Below are 12519 nucleotides of genomic sequence, written 5' to 3'. Positions count from 1 at the left end.
GTAGCTGGACATGCCCCGGCGCACCCCGCGCGCCAGCACCCGCACGCCCATGGCCTCCATGCGCGCGCACACGAAGGGCGGCGCCCAGGCCGCGTCCGCGCGCCCGGACAGCAGGTCCTTGGCCAGGGTCTCGTAGCTGGTGGCGACATTCACCTCCACCAGCTTGCCCAGCGCGCGTTGCAGGAAGGACGCGAGCCGTTCCGCACGCTCGCGCGCCGTCTCACTGCCCAGCGACGGCGGCAGGCCGAAACGGAAGGAGTGCCGCGGACCGGAGGGGACGTGCGGGGTCATACGACTCCCTGCTTACCCCTGCTGGTCCAACCGCGCCACTTCATCGTCAGCCAGACCGAACGTGGCCTGGAGCAGATCCAGGATGCGCTGCTCCGCGGTGCTCGTCCGCCCGGACGCGTGGGCGATCTTGGTGGCCAGCTGGTACGCCTTCACCCGCTGTGAGTGCGTGGCCAGCCCGTGCGCCAGCACGTGCAGCCGCTGGGGCAGCCCGTCCGACGCCAGCGCCGCCACCGACTCGCTCACGAAGCCCTGCGCGCGCTCCGGGCTCACGTTCTGGAAGAGCGGATCCGCCGCGAAGCTCTCCACCATCGCGCGCGCCTCCGCCTCCTTGAGCTGGCCGTCCGCCGCCAGCACCAGCACCATCACCTCCGCGAACAGCCGCTCCAGGGGCTCGCCCAGCGCCTCCGACAGGCTGCCCCCCTGCTCGATGACGTCGATGATCTGCGCGACCTCGTCCTCGGAGATGCCCAGCGCCGCCTGGAACGTCTTGAGCAGCCCCAGCTCCGACCGCGTGGCCCGCTGGTCCGCCAGCGCCACCGCCGCCGCCAGGCCAAAGGCCAGCATCCGGTTCTTGTGGTCCGGCAGCCGCCGGCGCAGCGAGGCCAGCACCTCCTCCAGGTTGCGCGCCTCCGACAGCCGCACCGCGCTGGACTCCACCAGCAGGTTCAGCTCGCCGGACTGCGTGCCCTCGAACTCCGGGCGCTCCAGCACGCGGGCCAGCAGCGTCTGCATCTCGCGCTGGGACACGCTGCCGTCCGCCATGGCGGCCAGCAGCATGGCTTCCACCAGCGCCGCGTTGCGCTCCTTGCGCGCCTTTACTGCCTGCTCTCGAGCCATGGACTGGCGCTCCCTTGCGTGTCGGTGGTGGGGGGGGTGACCGCGGGCCCGTCTTCCGTCGCGTTCAGCGGGTCCGGGTTCAGCGTCTTGTCCAAGAGGTGCGTGGGGCGCACGTTCGACATCGCGTTGAGCAGGCTCTGGCGGACGTTGGGGATCTCCTTGCCCAAATCCTCCACCAGCTTCTGCATCCGCTTGCGCTGCAGGTTCTCCTGCGACCCGCACAGGTCACAGGGGATGATGGGGAACTGCTTTGCTTCCGCGAACTGGATGATCTCCTTCTCTGGCGCGTAGCACAGCGGCCGGATGACCACGTTGCGGCCGTCGTCGCTCTTGAGCAGCGGCGGCATCGCCTTGAGGCTCCCGGCAAAGAACATGTTCAGGAGCATCGTGTGGATGAGGTCGTCGCGGTGGTGGCCCAGGGCGATCTTGTTGCAGCCCAGGTGCACGGCGGCGTTGTAGAGGATGCCCCGGCGCAGCCGCGAGCACACCGAGCACTGCGTCTTCCCGGGCGGGGTCTTCTCCAGGACGATGCTGTAGGTGTCCTCCTTCAGCATCTTGTAGGCGTAGCCCTCGCGCTGGAAGTAGCCCTCCAGGACGTGGCCCGGGAAGCCAGGGTGGCCCTGGTCCAGGTTCACCGCCAGCAAGTCGAACTTCACGGGGGCTCGCCGCTGCAGCTCCCGCAGCAGGTGGAGCATCGTGTAGGAGTCCTTGCCTCCCGACACGCCCACCATGATGCGGTCCCCGGCCTCGATGAGGCGGAAGTCCGCGATGGCCCGGCCCATGTGGCCAAGCAGGCTCTTTTCAAGACGTTGGGCGTCGTTCATCGGCGGGGCCATCCTAGCGGCGGTTCGGGAAAAAACACGTCAAAGGGGCGGGCCGGTCCGCTAGCCTGCTCCCCGCGATGCCGACCTTTCCTCAGGGAGCCGTGGATGTAGTGGACCGCGCGGGCGAGGAGGCCGCCACGCGGGTGCTGGAGGCCTCGCCGGAGCTGGCGGTGGACCTGGAGGCGGACGCCATGCACGCCTTCCGGGCCCGCCTGTGCTTCCTCCAGCTGGGCACCGACACGGACATCTTCCTCTTCGACACGCTCCAGCCGGGCGTGGATCCGCGCCTGCTCTCCCCCGTGATGGAGGACCCCGGGCGCACGAAGTACTTCCACGCCGCCCAGGGCGACCTGCAGTTCCTCGCCGAAGCGGGCGTGCGCGTGCGCGGCCTCTTCGACACGCACCGCGCCGTGACGCTCCTGGGGTGGCCCAAGGTGGGCCTGGCGGACCTGGCCCGTGAACGGCTGGGCGTGGAGCTGCCGAAGGAGCACCAGCAGTCCGACTTCTCGCTGCGTCCCCTGCCCCCGGGCATGCGGGACTACATCGCCAACGACGTGCGCTACCTCTGCGAGCTGGGCCGCCAGGTGCGCGGTGCGTGCCGCGAGGCGGACATCCTGGAGGAGGTGCTGCTGGACTGCGAGCGCATGTGCGCGGAGGCCGAGGCCCGGCCGGAGACGGGCGCCGAGTACAAGCCCAAGCTGTCCAAGAGCGGCCTGTCCCCGGTGCAGTACGCGCTGGCGCACGCCATCGCGCAGGGGCTGCACAAGCTGCGGCTGGAGTGGGCGGAGAAGGACAACGTGCCCATGGGCCGCATGCTGTCCAACATGGCCATCACCGACCTGGCCCTGAAGCAGCCGGACACGCACAAGGACCTGGCGCGCGCGGCCGGCGTGCGGGGCGCGGTGGTGCGCGCGCACGGCGACGCCATCCTCGCCCTCATCCGCGAACAGCAGCAGAAGGCCACCCGGGGCGAGCTGGACCTGGACCGCGAGCCCAAGGGTCCGCGCGACCCCCACCGGCGCAAGCGCGAGGACGCGCTCAAGGCGTTCCGCGTCGAGCAGGCCACGCTGCGCAAAGTGACGCCCAGCGTGGTGCTCACCAATCCGCTCATGGACGCGCTGGCGTCGAAGCCTCCCGCGAACGTGGAGGAGCTCTTGCAGCTGCCCTACTTCGGGGAAAAGCGGATCAAGTTGTACGGTGACAAGCTGGTCACCCTGCTCAAGCCCTTTCCGGTGCTGGGAAGCTGACGTTCGCCCGCGACGAAGAGGCAACTGGGGTACGATTCGGCTGAATCGTGCGCGGGCCTTGTGCATCCCTTGCCGGCTCGCTGTCCATGACCCTGGAACGCAGGTGTTCAAGCGCCATCTGCGGCTCCGGTGCCGGTTGCGAGAACCGCGTGCGTGCGTACCTTTGACGCCGCACAAAGGGAGGGCGTGGTCATGCTGGGAGCCAGGACAGGCGGGGCGCGGACAGAGGTCTCCCGGTGCATTGCCGCGAGCCTGCAGTGCCAGACGGCCTGCGAGGCGGGCATGGCGCGCCTGACGGCCCAGGGCGTCGCGGCGGACGACGACGCGGTGCGCCTGCTGCGCCAGTGCGCGGAGCTGTGCGAGCTCAACGTGCGCGCGCTCCAGAAGGAGAGCCGGCTGTCGCGCCGCACCGCCAGCCTGTGCTTCGAACTGGGCAGCCAGGTGGCCCGCGCCGCGTGGCTGGAGGCGCAGGACCCGGCCTCGCACGCGCTCGCGCGGGATGCGCTGCACCTGGCGCGCGCGTGCCGCCCGCTGGTGTTCGCGGCCTGAAGCCCGTTAGAGCTTCACGCCGTACAGCGCGCCGTACTTCGCGCGCAGGTACGCCAGGAAGTCCCGGTCCGTGAGCCCCTCGCCGGTGATGGCGCGCACGCGCTCCTCCGCGGGCAGCCGGAAGCCGTGCATGTGCAGGTTCGCGCGCAGCCACCCCAGGAGCGACGACGTGTCGCCCCGGGTGAGGTCCGCCTCCAGCGACGGCAGCGCCCGGTTCGCGGCGGCGTACAGCGAGGCCGCGTAGAGGTTGCCCAGTGAGTACGTGGGGAAGTAGCCCAGCTCTCCCCAGGCCCAGTGGATGTCCTGGAGCACGCCCTGCGTGTCGTCCGGGGGCGTGATGCCCAGGTAGCGCCGCATGCGCTCGTTCCACGCGGCCGGCAGCTCCGACACGGGCAATTCGTCGCGCAGCATCGCCAGCTCCAGCTCGTAGCGCAGGGCGATGTGCAGGTTGTACGTCACCTCGTCCGCCTCCACGCGGATGAGCGACGGCACCACGTGGTTGATGCCCGCGTGGAAGCCATCCAGCTCCACGTCCGCGAGCGCCTCCGGGAAGGCCTCCTTCAGCGCGGGGAAGTGGTGCACCCAGAAGGCGCGGCCCCGGCCCACCAGGTTCTCCCAGAGGCGGGACTGGGACTCGTGCAGCCCCATGGAGGGCACCGACGCCAGCGGCGTGCGGTGGTGCTCCGGGGAGAAGCCCTGTTCGTACAGGCCGTGGCCCGCCTCGTGGAGCGTGCCGAAGAGCGCGGCGGGCGGCCACGCCGCGTCCAGGCGCGTGGTGAGGCGCACGTCCTGCGCGTGCACGCTGTTGGTGAAGGGGTGGATGCTGACGTCCTGGCGGCCCGCCTCCAGGTCGAAGCCCACGGCCTTCAAGAGGCGCATCGTGAATTGCCACTGCTTGCCGGTGTCGTAGACGCGGCCGGAGAGGAACGCGGGGAAGGGGCGCTTCTGCTCGCCCAGCGCGGCCACCATGGGGATGAGCGAGTCGCGCAGCGCGGTGAGCACCGGCGTCAGGCGCTTCACGCGCATGCCGGGCTCGAAGCCCTCCAGCAGCGCGTCGTAGCGCTCGCCGTCGTGGCCCTGCGCGTCCGCCTGCTCACGCCGCAGCGCGAGCAGCGCCTCCAGCGCGGGCTGGAAGCGGGCGAAGCGCTTCGTCGTGCGCGCCTCGCGCCACGCCTGGAGGCCCTCCCCCTGCGCCTCCGCCAGCGCGGTCACCAGCCGGGCGGGCAGCCGCACCGCGCGGTCGCGCTCGCGGGTGAGGACGCGCACCATGGCGCGCTCGTCGGGCGTGAGTGCCGCGAAGTCCGGGCCGCCCTCCCCCGCGCGGGCCAGCGCCTCGCCCAGGCGGGGGTCCACCAGGCGCTCGTGGTGGATGGCCTGGACGGTGGCCAGCTGCTGGGCGCGGGCGGAGGCGGCGCGGGCGGGCAGGTAGACTTCCCGGTCCCAGGAAGCCAGGTTGATGACGCTGTTCAGGTCGTTCAGCTCGTGCATCCGCGAGCGCAGCCAGGAGTCCATGGCTGTGTTTCTAGCGCGCTTCCAGGATATGAGGACGCCGCGATGGCCAACATCCTCCAATTCTTCATGGCACCCGACGACGAGGTCGCCTTCTTCCGTCACCTGGAGCGTCACGTGCTGGAGGTCTACCCCCGGCGCGTGCCCCCGGACTGGGTGCCCTTCCGGGCCACCCCGGACAACATCCCGCGCCTGCCGGAGGAGGACCTCTACCTGGTGGCCAGCGAGATTGGCCCCGCCATGGTGGACAAGGTGAAGCGCGGCCCGGACAAGGGCTTCTGGCGCATCGACGAGGTGCGCTCGCCCGTCATCTTCATCGAGCGCTCGCGCCGCAACGAAGAGGGCGAGCTGCTCAGCGGGAAGATGTGGGTGGAGCTGGAGGTGACGTCCCAGACGGGCCGCCGCGACGCGGCCCCGGACAAGTTCCGCCGCCTGTACCTGGAGGTGGAGGAGTTCGTGAAGAAGACCTTCCGCCGGGGCGACCCCAAGGACTTCTTCGTCGGCAACCGCGCCGCGCGCCTCTTCAAGGAAGGCCTGGTGCTGCGCGACTCCGCCTTCCGCGGCGGCACCGTGGTGCCGCACAAGTAGCGGAGTGCTTCAGGCGGCGGTGTCCTGGGTCCGCGCCGCCGCCACGTCCACCGTCGCCTGGGGCCCGGCTTCCGCACGGGCCTGGGTGCGCACCAGCCTGGGCGCCAGCGTCAGGGCCAGCGCCAGCGGGGCGAACAGCATCGCCGGGAACTGGAAGCGCAGGTCCGGGTTGGGCGACAGCACCAGCCACGCGGCGGTGTTGGTGAGCGCGCACTGCATGGCCAGCAGCACGCCGATTCCGCGCTGCCGCCACAGCACCACGCCCAGCGCCGCGAGCAGCAGGTACAGCGACGGCGCGGGCTGCCACATGGAGACGCGCTGCCAGCGCTCGCCGATGGAGGCCTTCAGCAGCATCTGGGTGTATTCCCAGTTCAGCGTGGGGAACCAGGAGCGCGTCTTCCAGCCGAAGACGTTCCGGTCCACCGCGCTGCCGTTCGGTTCGAACGGGCCGATGTAGAGCTTCGAGTCCAGCGCCCACAGGTAGCGGGTGACGCACACCCACTGGTCGAAGACGGCGCCCGGGTGGCTCTTCGCGAAGCGCCCCACCACGCCCGCCATCTCCAGCGCGCGGCCCTCCAGGCGCTCCGGGTGCTCGAACAGCGGGGAGCCCGGCCAGATGAGGCGCCCCACGGCCTCGCAGTCATAGAGCCGGTGCCAGTCCTCCAGCGGCATCAGGGACGTGAGCGTGCGCACGTCTTCCGGGGGCAGGGACTCCGCGTACAGGGACGCGGTGCCCAACCGGTGGACGCTCAGCACCTGCGTGAGCAGCGGCGGCGACGGCTTCACCCCCGCCGCGATGTACACCGGCCCGCGCACCAGCAGCGTCAGGCCCACGCCCAGGATGGCCAGCGTGCCGAGCTGCCGCTGCCCCTGGCGCCGGTAGCGCCACAGCGCGCTCACCAGCAGCGGAAACGCCAGCAGCGGGCCGTTGTGGCGCAGCAGGCTGATGCACGCGATGCACAGGCCCAGCTGCGCGGCGGCCTTCACCGTGAAGACGCCGGTGCGCTCCGCGCGCAGGAGGATGAGCACCACCCACAGGCACATCAGCGTGAAGGGCGCGTCCTTCCACACGGCGATGACGTTGGTGCCCAGCGCCGGGGACAGCGCGGCCCACGCCACCACGGCCCACCGGGCCCAGCCCGGCGCCTTCCAGTGCCCCAGCTCCTCCAGCACCTTGCCCACGAGCGCGGCGAACAGCAGCACCTGGAGGCCGCTCACGGCCGCCATGGAGTCGAACGGTCCCGCGACGAGCCACAGCCACCACGTATGGAACGGCGGGTGCCAGTTGAGGAACTCGCGCTTGAGCACCTGGTCCCACTGCAGCAGCGGATCAAACCCCACGAGCCCCGGGAAGTAGAGCGCCCACAGGAAGCCCCACGCCAGCGCGAGCGGCAGCGCGTACTTCGCCCAGCCCGCGCGGCTCCGCGCGAACGCGGCCGCCCTCCCCGTCCCGAAGCGCGCCTCCAGCAGGAGCCAGAGCACCAGCCAGGTCCCCAGCACCATGACCGGGTCCGCGACGTCCGGCGCCCAGAAGCCCGGCCGCAGCGCGGGGACGGTGATGGTCGCGACGCCGTCCTCGCCGGTGCGCTGCTCGAACACGAGCGGCGGGGGCTGCCCGAAGAGCAGCGGCGCCCGCGTGCCCACCCACGTCACCTGGGACACGCGGCGCTCGGACATGTCCGACAGCGTCACCTCCGCGGTCACGGACCGGCGGGGCAGCGGGATGCGCACCTCCTGCATCCCCTCCGGGACCCCGTCCCCCAGGACCTGGGCCAGGGCCTCCGCCTTGAGCGCCAGCGACTGGAGCCCGTGGCCTTCACGCTGGAAGGTGACGGCGCCCGTCTGCGGCCACGACACCTTTTCGTAGCGCAGCCGCAGCTCCGCGGGAGGGCCCGCCTGGTACTTGAACAACGGCCAGAGCGCGAGCGCCGCGATGAACGCGATTCCCGCGAGACTCCCCCCAGGCAGCCTCCGCCCTCTCGGCGAAGGAGCGCTGCCTCCTGCTGACTCGGTCATCCCTGCTCCTGGAAACAATCTCGGGCCCCCCGGCCGGGTCCTGATGAGGCTAGCTGCCCGTGGCGCTGGAGACCGCCTGCCGCAGCAGCGGGGCCTCCGACAGGAACTTCAGCTCCGGGTGCTTCTCCTCGGCGTGCTGGAGCGCCCAGTCATCGCGGAAGAGCACCAGGGGCAGCCCGTCGCGGTCCTGCACCGTCTGGCGGTTGCCTTCCCAGTCGAACGACTTCGGGTCGAAGTTCTGCCCCACCACCCAGCGGGCGTGGCTGAAGGGCAGCCGGTCCAGGGCGATCTTCGCGCCGTACTCGTGCTCCAGGCGGTACTGGAGCACCTCGAACTGGAGCGCGCCCACCACGCCGACGATGGGGTCCTTCATGCCCATGGAGAGCTGCTGGAAGATCTGCACCGTGCCCTCTTCGGACAGCTGCTCCAGCCCCTTCTCCATCTGCTTGCGGCGCAGCGGATCCTTCGAGCGCACCACCGCGAAGAACTCCGGGCTGAAGCGCGGCACGCCCTCGAAGAGCACTTCCTGGTTGCCCTCCGCCAGCGAGTCGCCGATGCGGTACTGCCCCGGGTCGAACAGGCCGATGACGTCCCCCGGCCATGCGTCCTCGATGGACGTGCGCTCCGCGGCCATGAACTGGCTGGGCTTCGCGAGCCGCACCTCCTTGCCCAGCCGCGAGTGGAACGCGTTCATGCCCTTGACGTAGCGGCCAGACACCACGCGCATGAACGCGATGCGGTCGCGGTGCGCGGGGTCCATGTTCGCTTGAATCTTGAAGACGAAGCCCGCGAACTTGGGGTTCGTCGGCTCGCGCGGGCCCTGCGTGGTGGGGCGCGACGTGGGCGCGGGCGCCAGGTCCAGGAACGCGTCCAGGAAGGGCCGCACGCCGAAGTTCGTCATCGCGCTGCCGAAGAACATGGGCGTCAGCTGCCCCGTGTCGGACTTCTCACGCGTGAAGGCGTCGCCGCCGATGTCGAGCAGCTCGATGTCCTCGTTGAGCTTCTCCAGCTCCGCGTCGGTGAGCACCGACTTGATCTCCGGCGAGTCGATGGACACCGAGCGCTCCGCCACTTCCGACTCGCCGTGCGAGCCCTCCGCGGAGAACACGTGCACCACGCGCGCCTGCCGGTCGTAGACGCCGCGGAACTCCGGCCCCATGCCGATGGGCCAGTTCATCGGGTACGAGCGGATGCCGAGCACCTGCTCCAGCTCGTTCATCAGCTCCAGCGGCTCGCGGCCGTAGCGGTCCAGCTTGTTGACGAAGGTGAAGATGGGGATGCCGCGCATGCGGCAGACCTTGAAGAGCTTCTTCGTCTGCGGCTCGACGCCCTTCGCCGCGTCGATGAGCATCACCGCCGCGTCCGCCGCGGACAGCGTGCGGTAGGTGTCCTCGGAGAAGTCCTGGTGGCCCGGGGTGTCCAGCAGGTTGACCGCGTGGTCGCGGTAGACGAACTGGAGCACGGACGACGTGACGGAGATGCCGCGCTCCTTCTCCAGCTCCATCCAGTCGCTGGTCGCGTGCCGCCGCGCCCGCTTGGCCTTCACGCTTCCGGCCAGGTGGATGGCGCCGCCGTAGAGCAGCAGCTTCTCCGTCAGGGTTGTCTTTCCCGCGTCGGGGTGGGAGATGATGGCGAAGGTCCGTCGCCGGGCGACCTCCCTCTCGAGCTCGTTGGCCATGATCCGAGGGCAACTATCACGGGCGGTCGTTCCTTGCAGCTTCGCAAGCAGCGCCTGGAGGTCCGGCCGGGCTCCGGCCCTCCGGGGCACCCCTTCCTCCCGCCCACATCGGAGCCACGCCATGCAGCGCATCCTCCACGCCACCGGCACCCCCTGGGAGCCCCGCGTGGGCTACTCGCGGGCGGTGCGCACGGGCCCCTTCGTGTCCGTCTCCGGTACCACCGCCACGGACGTGGCCGGCCAGCTCGTGGGTGAAGGGGACGCGTACCGGCAGGCCGCCCAGGCGCTCGCCAACATCCGCTCCGCGCTGGAGGCGGTGGGCGCCCGGGTGGAGGACGTGGTGCGCACGCGCATGTACGTCACCGACATCTCCCGCTGGGAGGAGATTGGCCGCGCCCACGGCGAGGTGTTCGCGGCCATCCGCCCCGCCACCTCCATGGTGGAGGTGAAGGCGCTCATCGACCCGCGGATGCTGGTGGAGATTGAAGCGGACGCGGTGGTGGCGTCCACCTGGGGCACGGGGGCCTAGAACCCGGCGGTGACGTCCGAGGGCACGTCCTCCGGCGCGCCGGGGTTGCCGGGCTCGGGCGTCGCGTCGTCGCCGGTGCCCGTGGGGGGCGCCACGTCGCCGCGCAGCTCCACCGCGGGGCAGGCCTGGAAGGTGCCCACGCGGCTGCCGGCCACCTCCGTGCAGGACGCCGGGCCGCTCGCGTCCGAGCACTGGAAGAGCACGCGGAAGAGCTCCTTCTCCTGCGCGTCCCAGCAGGCGCTGCCCACGTAGTAGGTGTTCGCCGCGATGTCGCCGCCCCAGGCGCGGATGTCCGCGCGGCCGCCGGTGCCGGGGATGTGGCGCACGGCGGAGAGCACCTTCTCCTTCGCGGCGGTCGCGGTGCCGGGCAGGTTGTACGGACCGAGCACGCGCACGCGGGTGACGCCGGTGGCCTGGAGCTTGTGCCCCACGAAGGCGCCGGTGACGGCCTCGTGCGCGGCGGGGTTCGGGGTGAAGTCCGCCAGCCGGTACGCCAGCGACTTGCTGCCCTGCCCGAAGTGGGCGAACGACATCATCAGCTTGCCCTGGCCCGCGAAGGACGGGGCCACCGCCTTCAGGTTGTCCAGGGAGAGGGCAAGCGTGCCCCGGCCGCGGTGCGCTTCACCGTCGCGCTTGAGCGCGCCCGCGGCGACGAGCTTGTAGGCGGTGTCGTCCGTGCTGTTCAGCGGCCGGGCCTCCAGCTTCCACTGGTAGCGCCCGCCCGCGCCCTTGCGGACGGCGAGCTTGAAGGTGGCGTTGGCGCGATCGACGGGGCCGTACACCAGCACGTCGCCTGCTTGCGCGTTGGCGGACTGCTTCACCAGGTCCGCGATGGGCACCAGCGCCTGCCGGAGCGCGTCGTTGAGCGCCTTCACCTGCATGCGGGCGCCCTCCAGCATCGCGGCGCCCTGGCCATCCAGCGAGGCCTCCACCTGCATCAGGTCCTGGGCCACGAGCGCGGCGCCGTCCTGCGCGGGCGCGTCCGTGTTGAGCTCCAGCGACGTGCCCGCGAAGTCCGGCAGGGACTCCACCGCCTCCTGATCATCCACCCCGCCGCACGCCGTCGAGAGCACCAGGGCCGCACCCACCACCAACGTCTTGTTCCAGCGCATCGTCATCTCCAGGTCGAAAGGTTCGCGTGACTGCCTGCTGTCCCTTCCAACCCGACGGGCACGGCGTGGTTGCGGGGCGGGGAATTTTTTCCCGCGCGGGCCACCGTGTGCGCCGGTGTCGGCTCGCGGGGGTGGCCGTCCTCCGTGGGAGGTCCTACCTTCCAGGTACCATGGGCGTCGAATGGAAGAGCAACATCGACATCGCGGATGCGCTGGAACGGGTGGCGGACCTGCTGGACACGCAGGACGCGATGCCCTTCCGGGTGGGGGCCTACCGCAAGGCGGCGGCCACCATCGCGACCTGGCCGGACTCCGTGGCGCACCTGCTGGCGGAGAAGGGCGAGTCGGGCTTGAAGGAGCTGCCCGGCGTGGGCAAGAGCATCGCGGCGGCGGTCGCGGAGCTGGTGCGCACCGGGCACATGGAGCTGCTCCAGCGGCTGGAGGGTGAGTCGTCCCCCGAGGGCCTGCTTGCCAGCGTGCCCGGCATCGGCCCTGAGCTGGCGAAGCGCATCCACGAGGAGCTGGACATCACGACGCTGGAGGCGCTGGAGCTGGCCTCGCACGACGGGCGGCTGGAGCGGGTGGAGGGCTTCGGCCCCCGACGCGCGGAGCAGGTGCGCGAGGTGCTGGCGGCGCGGCTGGGGCGCAACCGGCGGGAGCGAGAGCGGGCGCGCTCCCATGGCGGAGAGGACGGGCCACGGCCTTCGGTGGCGCTGCTCCTGAGGGTGGACGCGGACTACCGGCGCAGGGCGGAGGCCGGGGAGCTGCGCCGCATCGCCCCCAAGCGCTTCAACCCATCCGGGGAGGCCTGGCTGCCGGTGATGCGCGAGCACGTGGACGACTGGAACTTCCGCGCCCTGTTCTCCAACACGGCGCTGGCGCACCAGCAGAACGCCACGGACGACTGGGTGGTCATCTACTTCGACCAGGACGACGTCGAAGGCCAGTACACGGTGGTGACCTCCCACGTCGGGCCGCTCAATGGCAGACGCGTGGTGCGCGGGCGCGAGGACGAATGCCTCGCGTACTACGCCCGCGAGGACACGGCGCACGAAGCGCCGCACGCGGGGGCCTGAAGCGGGAACGACACGGGGCAGGCAGTGCGCCCGCCCCGTGACAGCCCAGGCTCAAGGGGCCGGTGAGTACACGTCGACGCCCGCGCGCGCGCCGCCGCTTCCGCTGCCGCCCGCGACGAGCACGCGGCCCGAAGGCAGCAGGGCCAGCCCGTGGTGCGTGTTGCGCGTGGACAGGATGCCCGCGACCGTCCACGCGTTCATCGCGGCGTCATACACCTCCGCCGAGTCGAGCACGCCCAGCCCCGAGCCGCCCTCCCCCGTCA

At 71.2% G+C, this 12519-nt stretch carries 12 protein-coding genes and 1 pseudogene; 5 read left to right on the top strand and 8 right to left on the bottom strand.

The genetic code is table 11. The features are described 5' to 3' along the window. The 3 genes from D7W79_RS28540 to ttcA all read right to left on the bottom strand — a co-directional run. On the bottom strand, nucleotides 1–291 hold a 291-nt coding region (locus tag D7W79_RS28540), incomplete at its 3' end, for a PhnD/SsuA/transferrin family substrate-binding protein (protein WP_147442098.1). 12 nt (nucleotides 292–303) lie between these two features. Then, nucleotides 304–1128: a tellurite resistance TerB family protein gene (locus tag D7W79_RS28535; protein ID WP_120528546.1), complete on the bottom strand. Its 825-nt coding sequence runs from the start codon at nucleotides 1126–1128 to the stop codon at nucleotides 304–306. Further along, nucleotides 1107–1964 carry a tRNA 2-thiocytidine(32) synthetase TtcA gene (gene ttcA, locus D7W79_RS28530; RefSeq protein ID WP_120528545.1) on the bottom strand — a complete coding sequence of 286 codons (858 nt, stop codon included), beginning with the start codon at nucleotides 1962–1964 and terminating at the stop codon, nucleotides 1107–1109. The genes D7W79_RS28535 and ttcA overlap by 22 nt, the downstream gene beginning before the upstream one ends. Nucleotides 1965–2029: 65 nt before the next feature. On the opposite strand from ttcA, the gene D7W79_RS28525 reads away from it, so the two are divergent. Beyond that, the gene (locus D7W79_RS28525) at nucleotides 2030–3199 is read left to right on the top strand and encodes a ribonuclease D (RefSeq protein ID WP_120528544.1); all 1170 of its coding nucleotides are present in this window, start codon (nucleotides 2030–2032) and stop codon (nucleotides 3197–3199) included. Between the two features lie 192 nt (nucleotides 3200–3391). Further along, a complete protein-coding gene (locus tag D7W79_RS28520) occupies nucleotides 3392–3748 on the top strand; it encodes a four-helix bundle copper-binding protein (protein WP_120528543.1) in 357 nt (118 codons plus the stop codon). Between the two features lie 6 nt (nucleotides 3749–3754). Here the strand turns inward: D7W79_RS28520 and D7W79_RS28515 are convergent, their stop codons facing one another. Continuing rightward, the gene (locus D7W79_RS28515) at nucleotides 3755–5260 is read right to left on the bottom strand and encodes a carboxypeptidase M32 (protein WP_120528542.1); all 1506 of its coding nucleotides are present in this window, start codon (nucleotides 5258–5260) and stop codon (nucleotides 3755–3757) included. A gap of 42 nt (nucleotides 5261–5302) precedes the next feature. On the opposite strand from D7W79_RS28515, the gene D7W79_RS28510 reads away from it, so the two are divergent. Then, a complete protein-coding gene (locus D7W79_RS28510) occupies nucleotides 5303–5845 on the top strand; it encodes a hypothetical protein (protein WP_171438193.1) in 543 nt (180 codons plus the stop codon). 9 nt (nucleotides 5846–5854) lie between these two features. Here the strand turns inward: D7W79_RS28510 and D7W79_RS28505 are convergent, their stop codons facing one another. Together D7W79_RS28505 and D7W79_RS28500 are read right to left on the bottom strand one after the other, a co-directional pair. After that, nucleotides 5855–7861: a hypothetical protein gene (locus D7W79_RS28505; protein WP_147442097.1), complete on the bottom strand. Its 2007-nt coding sequence runs from the start codon at nucleotides 7859–7861 to the stop codon at nucleotides 5855–5857. A gap of 49 nt (nucleotides 7862–7910) precedes the next feature. Next, entirely contained in the window at nucleotides 7911–9539 is a 1629-nt protein-coding gene (locus D7W79_RS28500; protein ID WP_120528540.1) for a peptide chain release factor 3, read from the bottom strand. Between the two features lie 121 nt (nucleotides 9540–9660). Between D7W79_RS28500 and D7W79_RS28495 the strand changes: the two genes are divergently transcribed. After that, the gene (locus D7W79_RS28495) at nucleotides 9661–10068 is read left to right on the top strand and encodes a RidA family protein (RefSeq protein ID WP_120528539.1); all 408 of its coding nucleotides are present in this window, start codon (nucleotides 9661–9663) and stop codon (nucleotides 10066–10068) included. On the opposite strand, the gene D7W79_RS28490 is transcribed toward D7W79_RS28495, so the two are convergent. Beyond that, the gene (locus tag D7W79_RS28490; RefSeq protein ID WP_120528538.1) at nucleotides 10065–11180 is read right to left on the bottom strand and encodes a hypothetical protein; all 1116 of its coding nucleotides are present in this window, start codon (nucleotides 11178–11180) and stop codon (nucleotides 10065–10067) included. The genes D7W79_RS28495 and D7W79_RS28490 overlap by 4 nt on opposite strands. A gap of 170 nt (nucleotides 11181–11350) precedes the next feature. On the opposite strand from D7W79_RS28490, the gene D7W79_RS28485 reads away from it, so the two are divergent. Beyond that, the gene (locus tag D7W79_RS28485) at nucleotides 11351–12256 is read left to right on the top strand and encodes a helix-hairpin-helix domain-containing protein (protein ID WP_120528537.1); all 906 of its coding nucleotides are present in this window, start codon (nucleotides 11351–11353) and stop codon (nucleotides 12254–12256) included. A gap of 51 nt (nucleotides 12257–12307) precedes the next feature. Here D7W79_RS28485 and D7W79_RS43875 read toward each other — a convergent pair. Next, a pseudogene (locus D7W79_RS43875) lies at nucleotides 12308–12519 on the bottom strand (Kelch repeat-containing protein); the annotation flags it as partial.

This window comes from Corallococcus exercitus (assembly GCF_003611585.1).
GTDB lineage: Bacteria > Myxococcota > Myxococcia > Myxococcales > Myxococcaceae > Corallococcus > Corallococcus exercitus.
This window is presented reverse-complemented; position numbering and strand designations above follow the sequence as displayed.